The 15,507-nt window shown below is 70.0% G+C and carries 12 protein-coding genes, 3 tRNA genes and 1 pseudogene; 8 read left to right on the forward strand and 8 right to left on the reverse strand.

From position 1 onward, the window contains the following. Window positions 1–38: 38 nt before the first annotated feature. Entirely contained in the window at window positions 39–2,924 is a 2,886-nt protein-coding gene (locus FHR04_RS08340) for a transglutaminaseTgpA domain-containing protein (protein WP_139402395.1), read from the forward strand. 522 nt (window positions 2,925–3,446) lie between these two features. Beyond that, on the forward strand, window positions 3,447–5,165 hold the full coding sequence (locus tag FHR04_RS08345) for a PAS domain-containing sensor histidine kinase (RefSeq protein WP_139402397.1): 1,719 nt from the start codon (window positions 3,447–3,449) through the stop codon (window positions 5,163–5,165). A gap of 349 nt (window positions 5,166–5,514) precedes the next feature. Here FHR04_RS08345 and FHR04_RS08350 read toward each other — a convergent pair whose 3' ends face one another. From FHR04_RS08350 to FHR04_RS08370, 5 genes are all read right to left on the reverse strand, one after another. After that, window positions 5,515–7,800: a GAF domain-containing protein gene (locus FHR04_RS08350; protein WP_139402399.1), complete on the reverse strand. Its 2,286-nt coding sequence runs from the start codon at window positions 7,798–7,800 to the stop codon at window positions 5,515–5,517. Window positions 7,801–8,025: 225 nt separating this feature from the next. Then, window positions 8,026–8,102: transfer RNA gene (locus FHR04_RS08355), tRNA-Met, on the reverse strand. Window positions 8,103–8,153: 51 nt separating this feature from the next. Next, window positions 8,154–8,229: transfer RNA gene (locus FHR04_RS08360), tRNA-Ala, on the reverse strand. A gap of 91 nt (window positions 8,230–8,320) precedes the next feature. Then, complete coding sequence (locus FHR04_RS08365; RefSeq protein WP_139402401.1) at window positions 8,321–8,992, reverse strand: TrmB family transcriptional regulator; 672 nt, start codon at window positions 8,990–8,992, stop codon at window positions 8,321–8,323. Window positions 8,993–9,022: 30 nt separating this feature from the next. Further along, complete coding sequence (locus FHR04_RS08370) at window positions 9,023–10,207, reverse strand: class I SAM-dependent rRNA methyltransferase (protein WP_139402403.1); 1,185 nt, start codon at window positions 10,205–10,207, stop codon at window positions 9,023–9,025. Between the two features lie 129 nt (window positions 10,208–10,336). Between FHR04_RS08370 and FHR04_RS08375 the strand changes: the two genes are divergently transcribed. The 3 genes from FHR04_RS08375 (at window position 10,337) to FHR04_RS08385 (ending at window position 12,556) form a co-directional block, all read left to right on the forward strand. Beyond that, on the forward strand, window positions 10,337–10,648 hold the full coding sequence (locus FHR04_RS08375) for a hypothetical protein (protein ID WP_139402405.1): 312 nt from the start codon (window positions 10,337–10,339) through the stop codon (window positions 10,646–10,648). A gap of 26 nt (window positions 10,649–10,674) precedes the next feature. Continuing rightward, window positions 10,675–12,114, forward strand: a complete 1,440-nt coding sequence (pdxR, locus tag FHR04_RS08380) for a MocR-like pyridoxine biosynthesis transcription factor PdxR (RefSeq protein ID WP_139402407.1) — start codon at window positions 10,675–10,677, stop codon at window positions 12,112–12,114. 76 nt (window positions 12,115–12,190) lie between these two features. Then, window positions 12,191–12,556 (forward strand): hypothetical protein, encoded by a 366-nt coding sequence (locus tag FHR04_RS08385; RefSeq protein WP_039684884.1) that lies wholly within the window; start codon window positions 12,191–12,193, stop codon window positions 12,554–12,556. A 65-nt stretch (window positions 12,557–12,621) separates the two neighbouring features. On the opposite strand, the gene rpsT is transcribed toward FHR04_RS08385, so the two are convergent. After that, entirely contained in the window at window positions 12,622–12,933 is a 312-nt protein-coding gene (gene rpsT, locus FHR04_RS08390; protein ID WP_052195468.1) for a 30S ribosomal protein S20, read from the reverse strand. Window positions 12,934–13,130: 197 nt separating this feature from the next. Between rpsT and FHR04_RS08395 the strand changes: the two genes are divergently transcribed. The 3 genes from FHR04_RS08395 (at window position 13,131) to FHR04_RS08405 (ending at window position 14,648) form a co-directional block, all read left to right on the forward strand. After that, on the forward strand, window positions 13,131–13,673 hold the full coding sequence (locus tag FHR04_RS08395; RefSeq protein ID WP_039687326.1) for a regulatory protein RecX: 543 nt from the start codon (window positions 13,131–13,133) through the stop codon (window positions 13,671–13,673). Between the two features lie 124 nt (window positions 13,674–13,797). Next, a tRNA-Pro gene (locus FHR04_RS08400) sits at window positions 13,798–13,874 on the forward strand. A 69-nt stretch (window positions 13,875–13,943) separates the two neighbouring features. Then, complete coding sequence (locus FHR04_RS08405; protein WP_139402409.1) at window positions 13,944–14,648, forward strand: metallophosphoesterase; 705 nt, start codon at window positions 13,944–13,946, stop codon at window positions 14,646–14,648. Here FHR04_RS08405 and FHR04_RS08410 read toward each other — a convergent pair. Next, entirely contained in the window at window positions 14,645–15,223 is a 579-nt protein-coding gene (locus tag FHR04_RS08410) for a metallophosphoesterase family protein (RefSeq protein ID WP_375782573.1), read from the reverse strand. The two genes, FHR04_RS08405 and FHR04_RS08410, sit on opposite strands and share 4 nt — an antisense overlap. Window positions 15,224–15,375: 152 nt before the next feature. After that, window positions 15,376–15,507: pseudogene (locus FHR04_RS21675) on the reverse strand (metallophosphoesterase family protein); the annotation flags it as partial.

The raw sequence follows: 15,507 nt of genomic DNA on the forward strand, positions 1-15,507 counted from the left end.
GCGGGGAACATTGGGTTGGATCAGCCCGTCATTCGTTCATGACCACCCACCACGCCGGGAATCCTGACCGTCCGGGCTCGTCGGCCCAGCGCACTCCCCGCCTGACCCCCACCCGCTTTGGTCTGGCGTTTCTGCTGCTGGTCACGCTGACCCTGGTGGGCTGCATCAACTACGGCCTGAGCCTGGGCTACGGCCTGACCTTCCTGCTGGGCGGGGTGTGGGTCATGGCCTCCACCGGCGTGGCCCGCGCCGCGCGGCAGATTCGCCTGGACCTGAGCGCCCCCACCGGGGCCAGCGCTGGGGGAGAGGCGGTGTTCACGCTGTCGGTCACCTCGACGGTTGGGGGCGCGGTGACCGTGATCCTGAACAGCAGCGCGGGCGACACCCGCACCGTGACCCTGCGCGTCTCGGCGGGCGAGGTCCGCACGCTGGCCGTGCCCTTTCCCGCCCGCACGCGCGGCCCGCTGACCGTCACGCCGCGCGGCGCCGCCGCCCTGGATTTCCTGGGCTTGTGGGCCGCCAGCCTGGCTGCGCCCGCCCCGGTGACCGTGAACGTCGCCCCTGCCCCGGAAGGCAGCGCGCCCCTGGCTCCCAGTCGTACCGTACCGGGGCAGGGCGACGGCCACGCCCGCACGCGCGGCGACGAGGAGTTTGCCGGACTGCGGCCCTACACCCCCGGCGACTCGCCCCGGCAGATTTCCTGGCGGCACGTGGCCCGCACCGGCACCCTGCTGACCCGCGAAACCGACGCCGCGCAGGGTCAGGTGCGTCTGCTGGACTGGGCCGATACGGCGGGCGAGACAGAGGCCCGCCTGTCCCGGCTGGCTGCGTGGGTGGAGGAGATGGACCGCGCGGGCCTGCCCTTCGCCCTCAGGTTGCCCGGCACTGCGCTGGCGGGGGAGAGGGGCGAGGCGCAGCGCCTGGCCGCCCTGAAGCTGCTGGCGGGTGTGGCCCCCTGTCCTGCGGCCACACCTCCCGCCCGTCTCAGGCTGCGGGCGGCCACCGACGCCGACGCCCTGCGGGCCACGCTGCTGGCGCTGGCCTTCACCCTCGCGCCGGGGGTGCTGCGGCAGCCGCTGTGGGACTCGGCGCTGGTGGCAGGGCTGCTGGTCTACGGGGCCGTCCGCACGCGCGGCAAGCGGCCCAGCCTTCCCACCTGGGCGCTGGGCGTGGTGGCTGGGCTGGCGGCCGTGGGCCTGAACGCCACGTACGGCACGCTGCTGGGCCGCGAGGCCGGGACCGCGCTGCTGGGGCTGCTGGTGGCGCTCAAGACCGCCGAGAGCCACGGGCGGCGCGACGGGCACCTGCTGGTGCTGCTGGGGCTGTTTGTCGCCAGCACGCACTTCTTTCACGGCCAGGGACCGCTGACCGCCCTGCACGCTGTCCTCAGCGCGGCGCTGCTGCTGGCCGCCGCCTCGCGCTGGACCGCGCCCACCCGGACAGACCGGGAGGAAGAGGCGGACCTGCCCTCCACCCTGATTCGCAGCGGGGGACTGCTCGCGCTGGCCGCGCCGCTGGCGCTGACGCTGTTCGTGCTGTTCCCGCGCCCGGAAAGTCCGTTGTGGCAACTGCCGGTTCAGGGTGGGGCGAGTACCGGGCTGTCGAATGAAATTCGCGCCGGGGAGTACAGCAACCTGGCCCAGAACCGCGCGGTGGCCTTTCGCGCCGACTTCACGGGTGAGCTGCCCCCACCGGACAAGCGTTACTGGCGCGGCCCGGTCTACGAGGCCTATGACGGCCAGTCGTGGAAACAGGTGCGGATCGGCGGCCCGTCGCCCAGCGTCGAACCGCTGGCTTCAGCTCCCGCCTGGAACTACACCCTGACGCTGGAGCCGTCCGGCAATCCCTGGCTGCTGGCGCTGGACGCCCCGCTGGAGGTGCCGCAGGGAGCTGTGCTGACCACCGCGTTTCAGGCGGTGACCTTCCGGCCCGTCAATGCCCGCCGCCGCGTGACGCTGGAAAGCCGCCCGGCCCGCCTGGGCGTCAGCGAGAACCCGCAGCGGCTGCAATTTGACCTGTCGCTCCCCACCGGGCAGAGTCCGCGCGCCGCCGCGCTGGGCGAACGCTGGCGCGGGCTGCCGCCCCAGGGACGCATCGAGGCGGGACTGGATTACCTGCGCCGGGGCGGCTTCTCCTACACCCTCTCGCCGCCGCTGCTGCCGGCGCAGGACCGGGTCGACGCCTTCCTGTTCGGCACCAGACAGGGCTTCTGCGAACACTACGCGCAGTCCTTCGTCTTTTTGATGCGCGCCGCTGGCCTGCCCGCGCGCATCGTGGGCGGCTACCTGGGCGGCGAACAGAATCCAGACGGCGGCTACCTGATCGTGCGCCAGCAGGACGCCCACGCCTGGGCCGAGGTCTGGGTGGGGGGGCAGGGCTGGCAGCGCGTGGACCCCACCGCTGTGGTGGCGCCTGCGCGCGTCAATGCCGGGCTGTCCACCGCGTTGACCCGCCCGCAGGCTGGCGCCGCTGCCCCGCCCACCTCCCTGGGGCGTCTGGGGCTGCGCCTCGACGCATGGCAGAACCGCTGGAACGATCTGGTGGTGGGCTACGACGGTGGGCAGCAACAGGCGCTGCTGGCCCGCGCAGGCCTGGGCGGCGTCGGCACGGTTCCGTATCTGGCGGTGCTGCCGCTGCTGATCGTGCTGGCGCTGCTGCCCGCGCGGTGGTGGTGGCGCCGGGCGGCCCGCCCACGGGACCCTGCCGTCCGCGCCCTGCATGACCTGACCGTGCGTCTGGGGTTGCCGCGCAGGCCGGGCGAGACCCCCAGCGCCTACGCCGCCCGCGCCGCTGCGGCCCATCCCCAGCTGGCCCCCGCCCTGGACGAGGTGGTGCGCGCTTACCACACCGCCCGCTACGCGCCGGACGCCCCGGCAGAGGCCTTGAAAAGGCTGGCGGCGGCGGTGCGGCGGATCAGACGGTAGGTCCACGCGCGCTCATGTCTGAATGCGGGGAGAAACAGCAGCAACGCAACCATCACCCGGCTGGCCTGCGTGCGGCGGGCGCGGAGAGAAAGGTGGGTGAATGGAGCACGACGCGAGCGGCTCACCCCGTGCTTCCTCGCCCTCAGACACCGGGGGTCAGGCAGTCGGCTGCATAACTTGACGCCTCCTGCATTCCGCGCTATGTTTAAGAAATCAAGGCGGCCTTCGGGCCGCTTTTTTTGTTGTTTTTAAGGCATACCGGACGTCGCTGCCAGGGACAGGCCAGCGGTGCCAAGGTGTGCTCGGGCGGGCCGTGTGACAGCGTGGGGATAGCCTGCGCCCCGGAGTCGCCTGCGTTGCGACGGTGGGCTGGGACGCGCTCCAGCAGGCCGATGGAGCCTGTCGCGGGCAGACGGCGTTGGCGGTGGCATACACTGGTCCCCACCCCCCTTGCTCTGCCCATTCGCGACCCCCCAGCCAACCAGTCCCCATCCAGAGCGCCCAGCGCCGCAGGAGACGGCCATGACCCTGACTGACCCTGTTTCTCAGCCTGACGAACGCGAGATGACCGCCGTGATCCGTGATTTCGACTGGGCGGCCACCCCGCTGGGGCCGCGCCCCGGCTGGCCGGCGGGCCTGCGCGTCCTGACCGAGATGCTGCTGGCCCATCCCCTGGGCATGCTGGTGCTGTGGGGTCCCGAACTGATCCAGCTCTACAACGATCCTTACCGGGCCATTCTGGGTGACCGGCATCCGGCGGGCCTGGGCCGGCCCGCCCGGGAGTGCTGGCCGGACATCTGGCATCTCGACGCCGTCACCTACGAGGGGGTCATGACGCGCGGAGAGACGTTCACGTTCATCGACCAACCCCTGACCGTCCAGCGGCACGGCCAGGAGGAGGAGCAGGCGCACTTCACCCTGACACTCAGCCCGGTGTGCGGCGACGACGGCGCGGTGGGCGGGGTGCTGGTCACCGTGATCGAGACCAGCCGCCGGGTCCGGGCCGAGCAGCAGGCCCACCTTGACCGCGCCCGCGTGGAGCGGCGCAGCGCCACCCTGGAGGCGTTCGCGGTCCTCACGCGCGATCTGGCCCTGGACACCGATCCGCTGGCCCTGATCCGCCGCGTCCAGGAAGCGGTGCTGCCGCTGCTGGGCGCGGAGTTCTCGCAGTATTACGAGCCGGAGGGCGGCCTGTGGCGCATCCGGACCCGGGTGGGCCGGGTCCAGACGCCCGCCTTGAAAGCTGCGCTGGAGGCCGGGCTGCCCTTCACCACCACCGCCACCCTGCTGACCCCCTGGCTGACCGGCGAGGCGAACTACAAGGACACCTATGACCCGGTGGCAGACGGGTTGCCTCCCAGTGACTTTTCCACCTTCGCCACCGCAGCGTTGCCCGTACGGGTGGGCGGCCAGATGCAGGGCGTGCTGGTCTTCGCGCTGCCCCGCACCCAGCCGTGGGGCGTGGTGGACCGGACGGTGCTGACCACCGTGGAACGCAGCCTGACCCTGGCGCTGGAACGCGCCGAGCAGACCCGGCAGGTCGGGCAACAGCGGGAGGTGTTGCAGGAGGCCAACGAGGAACTGGAGGCCTTCACGTACAGCGTGTCGCATGACCTGCGGACCCCGGTACGGCACATCAAGGGGTTCAGCGAATTGCTGCGCCAGGGGGCCGGGGCAACGCTGGACCTCAAGTCCACGCACTACCTGACGGTGATCGACGAGGCCGCCGCGCGCATGAACGTGCTGATCGACGCGATGCTGGACCTGTCGCGCACCGCCCGGCTGCCGCTGCGCGTGGGGCCGGTGGACCTGGACGCCCTGGTGCTGCACGTCCAGCAGGAACTGGAAACCGACACGCAGGGCCGTGAAGTCCAGTGGCGGGTCTCTCCGCTGCCGCTGGTGAACGGCGATCACGACACCCTGCGGCAGGTGCTCACCAACCTGCTGGGCAACGCCCTGAAGTACACCCGGCCCCGCACCCCGGCCGTGATCGAGGTGTGGGCCGAGGAACGCAAAGAGGAGTGGGCGGTGTTCGTGCGGGACAACGGGGTGGGCTTTGACCCCCGGTACCAGGACCGGCTGTTCGGGGCCTTTCAGCGCCTGCATCTGGAACGTGAGTTTGAGGGCACCGGCGTGGGGCTGGCGAACGTGCGGCGGATCGTGACCCGGCATGGCGGCACGGTCAGCGCCTCGGGCCGGGAGGGTCAGGGCGCGACGTTCGGCTTCACGCTGCCGCGCTGAGGGTCTGAGACGGCTTCCGTTCGTAACGTGACAGGAATCGGGACAGCGCTGGTCCCTCCATCCCACGTCCGGAACCCGTTTTTCTCCGTCTCCCTCTACGCCGCCGTAGCGGTCCAGTCGGGCGACCCAGTGGTGTGACTATGGCTCAGTTGACACCCTGACGACGCAATCGTCACCACCTACTCAGGTCCGGACTCCACTCTTCTTCCTCTCGCGGTCCTGGGCAAAACAGCGGCCACGGGCAGCTCTGGACACCTGCAAGGGGGACTGCGAGGCTTCTGCACCTGACTTCCAATACCTCACTTGCAACACTGTTCGGAATTGGGGCTGGGCCGGAGAAACCCAGCGGTCAGGGCGTCACCCTGGGCAGGATCAAGCCGAAGGTGGCTCCCGCGCCCGGCTGGCCCTGGGCCGTCATGGTGCCGCCGTGCCGGGTCACGATCCGCCGCGCGTTCGCCAGGCTCACGGCGGCCCCCCCGAAGTCTTCCTGCCGGTGCAACCGCTGGAAGATGGTGAACAGCTTGTCCGCGTACTGCGGATTGAAGCCCACCCCGTTGTCCCGCACCAGCACGGCCCAGTCTGCTCCCCGGTCTTCCGCCCATACCTCGATCACTGCCCGCTCACGGTCACGGGTGTACTTCACCGCGTTGTCTACCAGGGCCGTCACCACCCGGCGCAACAGCCCCGCGTCCCCCCTCACGCTGGGCAGGGCGCCGATCTGCCAGTCGATCTGACGCTGCGGCTGCTCCACACTGACCTGCTGACGGGCCGCCTGAAAGACCCGGTCCAGGTCCACCTGCTCGGCCTTCAGCGGCTGGCGTGAGGCGCGCGAGACGTCCAGCATGCCGTCGATCAGGGTGTTGAGCGTCGCCGCCGCGCTGGACACGATGCCGAAGTACCGCTGCGTCCGGTCCTCCAGCGGCTCGGGCAACGAGCGCCGCAGCAGATCGCCGAAGCTGATGATGTGCCGCACCGGGGTCCGCAGGTCATGCGACACGCTGTACGTGAAGGCCTCCAGTTCCTCGTTCGAGGCCTGCAACAGGTCGCGCTGGGCGGTCAGCTGCCGCGCCTGTTCGGCACGTTCCAGCGCCAGGCCCAGGCTGTGGACCGTCGTCTTGAGGACCGCCTGATCGGCGGCGCTCCACCGGCGCGGCCCGAACAGCGGGGCGTTGAAGATGCCGCTGACCTGACCGTTGACCAGCACCGGCAGGGTGGCCACCGTCGAGACGTGCTCGACAAGTTCCGGGGCGACGTCGCGTGCGGGATCGTAGTGGTCCTGAAACAGCGGTTCGCGGGTCTGGTACGGCAGGTCCAGGCTGGGCAGCTGGCCCACAGGAAAGCCGCCCTCGATGGCCGCCTGCAAGTCGGGGTTGCCTACATCACCCAGCTGCGCGGCGGCCTGCCACCGGCCCTGGACGATCTGCCAGAAGATGACATACCCCGGTGGCAGCAGGGAGCGCACCAGGGCCATCGCCCGGCCGATCAGGATTTCAGGCTCGGTGGTCAGCCCCAGTTCCTGGGTCAGCTCGGCGAAGCCCTCCAGCGCCTGCGTGCGGGCCAGCAATTCGGCGTTCTGGGCCGCGAGTTGCCGGGCGGTCTCGGTGCGTTCCAGGGCCAGCCGGAGACTGCGGCCCACCGAGCGGAACACGGCCCTGGAATGGGCGGACCAGCGCGGGACGTCCTTGAGGCCCAGCGCGAAGATGGCCTGAATGGTGCCGTTCACCATCAGCGGAAAGGTGGCGACAGTCTGGTAGCGTTCAGAGTGGGCAAACTGCTCTTTTTCGGGGTCCCAGCCGTCGACGAAGACCGGTTCACCCGTCTGCATCGGCTGGGCGAAAACCGGGGTGTTCAGCGGCATGCCGGCCTTGAGACTGGCCAGCAGTTCCGGCTGGGCCTCCAGATCACGGGTGTAGACCTTGACCCGCCACAGACTGCCTTCCAGGGTGTAGTACACGCCGGTGCAGCCGGGAAACAGCACGCCCAGCACGTCGACAGCCCGCTCGGCCAGGGCCAGCACGTCGGTCTCACCGTCCGCCGCCTCGGTGAACCGCACAAAGGCCTCGAGTTCGGCGGTGCGGTCCTGAACCTGCCGTTCCAGATCGCCGGAGAGCCGCAGGCGGTCCAGGGCCACGGCGCACTGGGCGGCCAGCGTCCGCAGGAAGTGCCGTTCGTCCGGCGTGAAGTCGTGCGGCTCCCGGAAGTCCAAGACAATCACGCCCAGCGGCTGACCGCCTTCCACCATGGGCAGCACCGCGCTGGCCACTGCGGCCTTCCCGCCGGTCCGGGTTTCCAGGTCCGGGTAAGCCGAGGCCAGCGCGCCTGCGTGGTCAAAGTACAGGGGGGTGTTCGAACGCAGCGCGTCGGCACAGGGGTCACCGCCGGTCAGGTCCCCTGCCTGCCAGACACTGCCGTCGGTCTGGCCCCGCCTCGCGGCGACGTGCAGGTGCGCGTCCCGGACCAGCAGGACCGTCCCGCCGATCCCCCACAGGATGTCCAGGGCGTCGCGCAGAACGATGTCGCAGACCTCATCCTGCTGGCGGGCGGTGGTCAGGGCCTGCGTCACGCCCTGCAGGTGGGTGAGCAGGTGGGTGGCCTGCACCGGCTGAGACGGGGGCGGCACGGGGGTGTCAGTCATGGGGTGTGGTCAGTGTAGACGCTCGGCGCGCTTCTCTCGGCTTGGCCCGCTTCTGGCAGGAGACCTGCGCCCAGAGCCGCTTCCAGCGGAGCCCGTCACCCTGAGCGTCTCCTTTGTGGGAGCCGACGGGCGGGGTTCCGGAGCAAACGACCACTCCTCGTCAACCCGCGGTACTGTATCCGGTCCAAAACAAAAACCCCCGTACTGGACGGGGTGTTCTGTCGTTGGTGGCGATGCGCGGACTTGAACCGCGGACCTAACGATTATGAGTCGTTCGCTCTAACCAGCTGAGCTACATCGCCTTGGGGTCCTCCAGGAAAAAAGCAGCCCCGCACACTGGCGGGGGCTTTTGGTGGTGGAGCTGAGGGGATTCGAACCCCTGACCTTCTGAATGCCATTCAGACGCGCTCCCAACTGCGCCACAGCCCCGCTTTTGTCGCTCGCCTCTTTCAAGGCTCAGCAAGATTAACAGTGCGTTCCCGGCTTGTCAACGGTCAGGGGGCGCCGCCTGCCGGGAGACTCAGATGGACCCCGCCTGCCGCGACGCCAGATTCACGTAGCCCTCGATCAGGTGGATGATCACCGGGTTGTGGGTGTGAACGCCGTGGGCCTGCCCCACCCCGTCCTCGTCGATAAAATGGGCCACCAGGGCGGCCTCGCCGTCGCGGGCCAGCAGAAAGGCGCGCTGGCCCTCGGCGGCGATGCTGGGCAGGCCGGTCAGGTGGGTGCGCCGCAGTTCGACGCCGCGCGGGGTCAGGCGTTCCAGTTCTGCGGCAAAACTGGCCTCCCCGGCCATGAACAGGCTGCGGCGGGCGTTCAGGGTCAGGTCCTCGCACAGGCTGCGGATGGCGGCCTCGCCGTACAGGTGGTACACCGCCTCGGGGGCCGGATCGGGGGCCAGACGCGACAGGTCCCGGTCCAGGGCGCCCAGCCGGTCGTCGAAGCTGCGGCGCGCGCGCGCCAGATACTCGCGGGCACTCAGGGGCGCGTATTCCAGCGGGTTCTGGCCCATCTTGGCGGCCAGCCCCCGGCCTTCAAGCCGCTCCAGGGTCTCGTAGATCTTGGGCCTGGGAATGCCGGCCTGCCGCGCCACACGGGCCGGCACGGCGCGGCCCAGCGCCAGCAGGGCGGTGTACGCGCGGGCCTCGTACTCGGTCAGGCCCAGCGCTTGCAGGTGAATCACGGCGCTCATCTGCGAATCAGCATACGGGAAAAGCCCCGTTCACGCTTGTTTTCTCAGCAGAATGCTCTTGAGGTACAGGCTCTCGGGCACGCTCAGCAGGTGCGGATGGTCGGCGGGCTGGTACGTCACCGCCACCACCTCGGCGTCGCACTCGGCCTCGGCGGCAGCCACGCGGGCGGCGTCCAGCAGGTCATCCACCCGGATGTAGTGGGCGCAGGTGCTGATCATCAGGTGGCCGCCACCCACCAGCATCCGCAGGGCGTGGGCCGCGCCGTCGGTGAAGATGCGCTTGGCACGCGGCACGTCGTCGCGCCGCTTGGCGAGGGTGGGCGGGTCCAGCACGGCGGCCCCGAAGGTGCGCTTCTCGCGCTCCAGGGCGGCCAGCACCTCTAGCGCGTCACCCCAGCGCACGCCCACGTTGCCGTTCACGCCGTTGCTGCGGGCGGCCCCCTCCAGCGCGGCCAGCGCCACCTGATCCTTGTCCAACGCCACACTTTTCGCCCCGGCCTTGGCCGCGTGCAGGCTGAAGCCCCCGGTGTACGAGTACACGTCCAGAAACCCCGCGCCGGGCCGCACCAGGGAACGCATCAGGCGGCGGTTGTCGCGCTGGTCCAGAAAGAAGCCAGTCTTCTGCGCGTCCATCGGCGCGAAGTGCAGCGTCAGGTCGTCCTCGTGGAAGTCCACGCGTTCCGGCACCTCGCCCCACAGCGGCCCGGCCACCATGCCCAGCCCCTCACGGCGGCGCTCGCCCGTGTCGCTGCGCTCGTAGGCGCTGGCGGCCCCAGTGACTTCCTTCAGGGCCTTGAGAATCAGGTCACGGTGACGTTCGGCCCCGGCGTTGCGAAGCTGGACGGCCAGCACAGCCCCGAACTGATCGGCCACCACCCCCGGCAGCCCATCGGCCTCGGCGTACACGGCACGCACGGCATCGGTGTTCAGGATGCGGCCCTCGCGGCGTTTCAGAGCGGCCTTCACGCGGGCGCGGTAGAACTTGAGATCCACCTCTTCCCGTTCCCAGGTCAGCAATCTCAGCGGCGTCGCGCCGTCCGGGTTGAAATAGCCGCGCGCAATCACCTTGCCGCCGGGGGCCTTGACGTCCACCACCTCGCCGGGCGCGATTCCGGCGTCGGCGTCGGCAATGTCGCCTGTGTGTCCAAAAGGGTAGCGGCCTGCAATACGCCGGACGGCGGCGGGCTGGAGGGTGACGGAGGCGGACTTCTTCATGGGGATCAGGCTAACGGATGCGGGCCGGGGCCAATGGGAGGCGTGGCGGGCAGTCCGTGGTAGGGCTGGGTGGGGCCAGGGGACCCCGGCCTCTTGCCCACACGATTCCCCGCGGCGCATCCTGTTTCCATGTCCGATCCCGCCGTGACCTTCCCCGCGCCCCGGCGCATTCCCTATCCGGGCGGCTGCGTGCTGGAACCCGGCCCCTACGCGCTGGATTATCTGCTGAGCTGGCCCGCCGTGCTGACCGTGAACGGGAAGCCCTACCCGGAACAGCCGGTCTACCCGTTGATCCGCGAGTTGCTGGCCGATCCGGCGGCGCATGGGCTGACGCTGACTGAGGCTCAGGCCGCGCGGGACCGTTTTCTGGAGCTGGCGGGGCAGGCGCTGGAGGCCGAGGGAGGGGATCGCCGCTGGCTGGAACGGGAGTTCGGGCGCTGAAGACGGGAGCGCTGCGGACAGGGACGTTGGGCAGGCGCGCTGCGTCCGGGGAATGGGATGAGCTGGCCCTGGCCGCACCTCTGCCCGGCGAGGCGCTGCATGCCCGCGTGGCCCGGACCCTGCGCGGCGCCGTGACGGGCGGCCTGCTGCCGGAGGGCACCCGCCTGCCCGGTCACCGCCGCCTGGCCGGGGCGCTGGGCGTGTCGCGCAATACGCTGGTGGACGCGCTGGCGGGGCTGGAAGCCGAAGGCTACCTGCGGGTGCAGGGCCGCAGCGGGACGGTGGTGTGTGTGCCCGCCCCCGAGGCCGCTGGTCCGCTCACGGCGGCGCAGGACCTGCCCCTGAGTGCCTGGGCCAGCCGCGCCCTGTCGGGCGGTGTGGACGACGCGGGAGGCGAATACGCCGTGGATTTCCGCGTGGGCCAGCCGGTCCCGGAGCTGTACCCGGAGGCGGCCTGGACGGCGGCGCTGGCGCGTCAGGCGGGGCGGCTGGGCAGGCGCACAGAGGAGGGAAAGTTCTCTGACCCGCTGGGACCACTGGAAACCCGCCGCGCCCTGTCGGCCTACCTGAACGCGGCGCGTGGCGCACGGGTCACGCCCGAGATGGTGATGCTCACGGGGGGCACGCAGTCGGCGCTGGACGCCCTGGCCCGCGTGTTTCTGGAGCCGGGCCGGGTGGCGGCGGTGGAGGACCCCACCTACCCCGGCGCGCGGGCGGCGCTTGCGGCCACCGGGGCGGCGGTGGTCCCGGTGGCCGTGGACGCGGGCGGTCTCCAGCCCACACACCTGCCCCCGCAGGCCACGCTGCTGTACCTGACCCCCGGCTGCCAGTACCCCACTGGCGTGACGCTGGGCGCCGCCCGCCGCGCCGAACTCGTTGCCTGGGCGCGGCGCGGCAACGCTTTCATTCTCGAAGACGACTACGCCGCCGATCTGCACCACACGGGCCGCCCGCTGCCGGTGATGCAGGGCCTGGCCCCGGACCGCGTGATTCTGCTGGGCAGCTTCAGCAAGAGCCTGGCCCCGGCCACCCGCAGCGGCTTTCTGGTGGCCCCGCCCCCGGTGCTGCGCGTGCTGGCCCGCACCCGCCCGCTGACGGACCGCGCCCCCGGCACGCTGGACGCCCTGGCGCTGGCCGACGTGCTGGATTCGGGGGCCTACGGGCGGCATCTGCGGCGGGCGCGGCAGGTGCTGGCCCACCGGCAGGAGGTGCTGCTCGCGGCCCTGAGCGATGGGCTGCCCGGTTGGGCGGTTCAGGGTGCGGCTTCCGGACTGCACGTGTACGTGCGCCTGCCGGCCGGGCTGGAGGAAGCGCAGGCGGTGGCGGCGGCGGCCCGGCGCGGTGTGGCGCTCTCGCCTGTGGCCCCCCTCTCGGCCACCGGGGGGCCGGCCGCCGTGCTGCTGGCCTTTGCCCACCTGCCCCCCGAGGCCATCCGTCACGGCGTTCGGCGGCTGGCTTCTTCATAACGCCCCCCCCAGCCTCTTCCCCCGACAGAGTGTGACTTCCCTTTCAAAGACCGTGGGTTCGCGTTACACTGGGCCAATGCGTTTGCTCGTCGTGGTGCTGCTTCTCGCGCTGACCGCCCTGTATCTCACCTTCGGTCTGCGGCTGGGCTACGTCACGCTGACGCCCACCTACATGGTCAACGCGACCGGCGAGAACAGGTACACCTTCCGCGTCTACGACCAGAATCAGGAGGTGGGCGTGCGCGGCACTTGCAGCGTCCGCAGCGGCCGGGCCACCTTCCGGCTGACCGATCCCAGGGGAACCCAGATCGCCGGTCAGGTCTGCCCGCAGGGGCAGTGGGGACTGAACGTGCTGGGCACCGGCGACGTGGGCAACTACACGCTGACCATCGATCTGCAGAAGTTCACCGGCACCATCGACATCAAGGAAGCGCGCAAGTAGCGCCGCCTGAACACAGAAGACCGGCAGGCCACATTGAATGGCCTGCCGGTCTTGAAGGTGGTGACTCAGCTCTGGGGCTGTGCGGCGCTCTGGGTCTGCGCGGCGCTGTCCTGCGCGGCCTTGGCCTTGTTGATGGCCTTCGCCAGCCGGCTCTTCTTGCGCGCGGCGGTGTTCTTGTGCAGGGTGCTGCCCTTGGCGGCCTTGTCGATCAGACTTTCGGCCTTGCTCTGGGCGGCGTTCAGGTCCTCACCGTTGGTGATGGCGGCCAGCGCCTTCTTGGTAAAGGTCTTGATGGTGCTCTTGCGGCTGCGGTTGATCATGCGGCGCTTGAGGCTCTGGCGGTGGCGCTTCTGGGCGGACTTGTGACGTAATGCCATGGTTCTTCTCCTTGTTCTCCCGCCTGCGCGGGGCGGTTCCCTGTGGGAGGGAACTCGTGGCGTTCAGCCGTTCTATATCTGCTGCACGCGCCGGGGCGGGGCCACGCTGGACCGCTGCCGCCGGGCTGCCTCCTGGTGAAGACAACCTCGTGACTATACGCGCTTTGACGGCGCTGGGCAAGCCATACACTGGCGTCATGCGAAGCCGCCGTGCCCACTCCCCCGAAGGCGATCAGCCCCCGCGCGAGGTCCGGCCCAAAACCCCCGAGGAGCGGCGCGACGCCCTGCTGGCCTACGCCTTCCGCGCCCTGGGCGCCCGCGCGCTGACCGAGGCCGAGTTGCGCGGCAAGCTGGAGCGCCGCAGCGACGATCCCACGCTGATTGAAGAGGTTCTGAAGCGCGTGCAGGAACTGGGCTATCAGGATGACGAACAGGTGGCCCAGATCGAGGGCAAGCGGCGCGGCGTGGGCACCTTCCGGGTGCGCCAGACCCTCAAGCGCCGGGGCGTGCCCGAGGACCTGATTCAGGACACCCTGGAGGCCCGTGATCCCGATCAGGAGCGGGCCGGGGCGCTGGAAGTGCTGGAGCGGCGCTGGCCCGCGCTGGCCCGCAAGAAGGACCCGAAGGCCAGCGCCTACGCCTTTCTGGCCCGCCGGGGCTACGGCGGGGACGCCATCTGGCCCGCCATCCGCGAACTCAGCGAGCGGGCACTGGAAGACGAGGCGGCGCAGGAGCAGTAACCCGCCGCCTGCACCGCCGTGCCTTGACTGTGCCTTGACACCCCACAGGGCGGCGGATAAACTGCCGGACGCACTTGAAATGCTGCGCGGCTGTCCTCTGGCCCCAGCACGACAGGAGCCGTGGCGGGGCGTAGCGCAGCCTGGTAGCGCACGTCGTTCGGGACGACGGGGTCGAAGGTTCGAATCCTTTCGCCCCGACCACGCAGGAATGAACCTCCCCGCTGCGGGAGGTTTTCTTTTGGCCCGCCGCCCCCTCCCTGGAGTCAGCCCATGCGCGTCTTTGCCATCGCCGATCTGCATCTGGCCTACGTGACCCCCAAACCCATGACGGTCTTCGGGCCGCAGTGGGCCGGGCATCCGGAGGCCATCTACGAGCGCTGGCAGGGGGCCGTGCGCCCCGGCGATCTGGTCTTGTTGCCCGGTGACCTGTCGTGGGCCATGCGCCTGCCCGACGCGATGACGGATCTGGCCGGGATTGCCGAATTGCCCGGCACCAAGGTGTTGCTGCGCGGCAACCACGACTACTGGTGGCCTACACCGTCCAAACTGCGCGCGTCGTTGCCCCCCGGCATGCTGGCCGTTCACAACGATGCTGTGCGAGTCGAAAACGTTGTCGTCTGCGGCACGCGCGGCTGGAACACGCCGGGACACGTGCCGCTGGGCGACGAGGACGAACGCCTGCTCAGCCGCGAGGCCCAGCGCCTGAGCCTCAGCGTGGCGGCGGCGGAGCGGCTGCGGCAGCCGGGCGATCATTTCTTGATGATGCTGCACTACCCGCCCGCCTCGGCCCCCTACCCGCCCAACCCGCTGACCGAGGTGATCGAGGCGGCGCGGCCCGACTTGATCGTCTACGGCCACCTGCACGGCGTTCCGGTTGAAAAATCCATGCGGCATGTGAATGGCATTCCCGCGCATCTGGTGGCGGCGGACGGGCTGAAATTCACGCCGAAGCTGCTGCTGGATACCGGGGACTAGCCCTCCACCCACTCGGCGGCCAACCAGCGGGCGTGGGGCATGCCAGAGGCGAGAATGCCCTCTTTCAGCGGGGCCAGAGGGTAGGGAACGCGGCGGAAGGTCACCGCCCAATCCCCCTCCGTCCAGTCCAGAAGCAGGGATTCGGCGCGGGCCGGATTGACGTATTTCCCGCCCCGTTTCTCGAAGGGCAGGCCCACGCTGCCGGGGTTGAGCAGGCGCCAGCCGTTCAGGCTCCGCAGCAGCGGCTGGTGCGTGTGGCCGCCGATCCAGATGGACTGCTGACCGTACTCGGCGCGCAACTCTTCCAGGCGTTCCGCAGGTGTCCCGGCGTCCAGCACCTCGTCGTCCCTCGCGGGGCTGCCGTGGAAGCACAGCAGGTCTTCCCGTTCCACGCTCGGCACAAAGCTGCGGAGGGTGTCGCGCTCGGTTTCGGTCAACTGCGCCGCGCTCCACTGGCCGATATCGTGAATCTCCTGCTCATCGGGAAAGCTGCGCGGCTGGAGAGGCTGTGGAGCTTCCAGCGTCTGACGGTCTGCGTTGCCGCTGACCACCGGGCAGCCCAGTGCGGACACCACCTGATACGGACTCCGATTGAAAGGTGTTGAAAACACCTGGAAATCCGAGCGAAGCGAGCAGGAGAAAAACGGATTCCGGACGTGGAGTGTGGAAATCGGCGCTGTCCCGATTTCCACACAAAACAAACGGAATCCGTATGAAGGCACTCGCGCGGCCACGCCCCGCCCATGGTCACGTCGCCCAGGCAGACCCGCACGTCGGGCGAATGCGCGTCCATGTCAGCCAGCGCCGCCGTCAGCGCGGGAAGGTTGCCGTGGACGTCGCCGAAGACTGCAACTCGCAT

The sequence above is a fragment of the Deinococcus radiopugnans ATCC 19172 genome, assembly GCF_006335125.1.
Lineage (GTDB): Bacteria > Deinococcota > Deinococci > Deinococcales > Deinococcaceae > Deinococcus > Deinococcus radiopugnans.

Excerpts from the sequence above, each read along its gene's own strand:
- FHR04_RS08385 (WP_039684884.1), top strand. The coding sequence starts at position 12,191 with ATGCGTTTGCTCGTCGTGGTGCTGCTTCTCGCGCTGACCGCCCTGTAT.
- rpsT (WP_052195468.1), bottom strand. The coding sequence starts at position 12,933 with ATGGCATTACGTCACAAGTCCGCCCAGAAGCGCCACCGCCAGAGCCTC.
- FHR04_RS08340 (WP_139402395.1), top strand. The coding sequence starts at position 39 with ATGACCACCCACCACGCCGGGAATCCTGACCGTCCGGGCTCGTCGGCC.
- FHR04_RS08375 (WP_139402405.1), top strand. The coding sequence starts at position 10,337 with ATGTCCGATCCCGCCGTGACCTTCCCCGCGCCCCGGCGCATTCCCTAT.
- FHR04_RS08345 (WP_139402397.1), top strand. The coding sequence starts at position 3,447 with ATGACCCTGACTGACCCTGTTTCTCAGCCTGACGAACGCGAGATGACC.
- FHR04_RS08365 (WP_139402401.1), bottom strand. The coding sequence starts at position 8,992 with ATGAGCGCCGTGATTCACCTGCAAGCGCTGGGCCTGACCGAGTACGAG.
- FHR04_RS08370 (WP_139402403.1), bottom strand. The coding sequence starts at position 10,207 with ATGAAGAAGTCCGCCTCCGTCACCCTCCAGCCCGCCGCCGTCCGGCGT.
- FHR04_RS08395 (WP_039687326.1), top strand. The coding sequence starts at position 13,131 with ATGCGAAGCCGCCGTGCCCACTCCCCCGAAGGCGATCAGCCCCCGCGC.
- FHR04_RS08350 (WP_139402399.1), bottom strand. The coding sequence starts at position 7,800 with ATGACTGACACCCCCGTGCCGCCCCCGTCTCAGCCGGTGCAGGCCACC.
- FHR04_RS08405 (WP_139402409.1), top strand. The coding sequence starts at position 13,944 with ATGCGCGTCTTTGCCATCGCCGATCTGCATCTGGCCTACGTGACCCCC.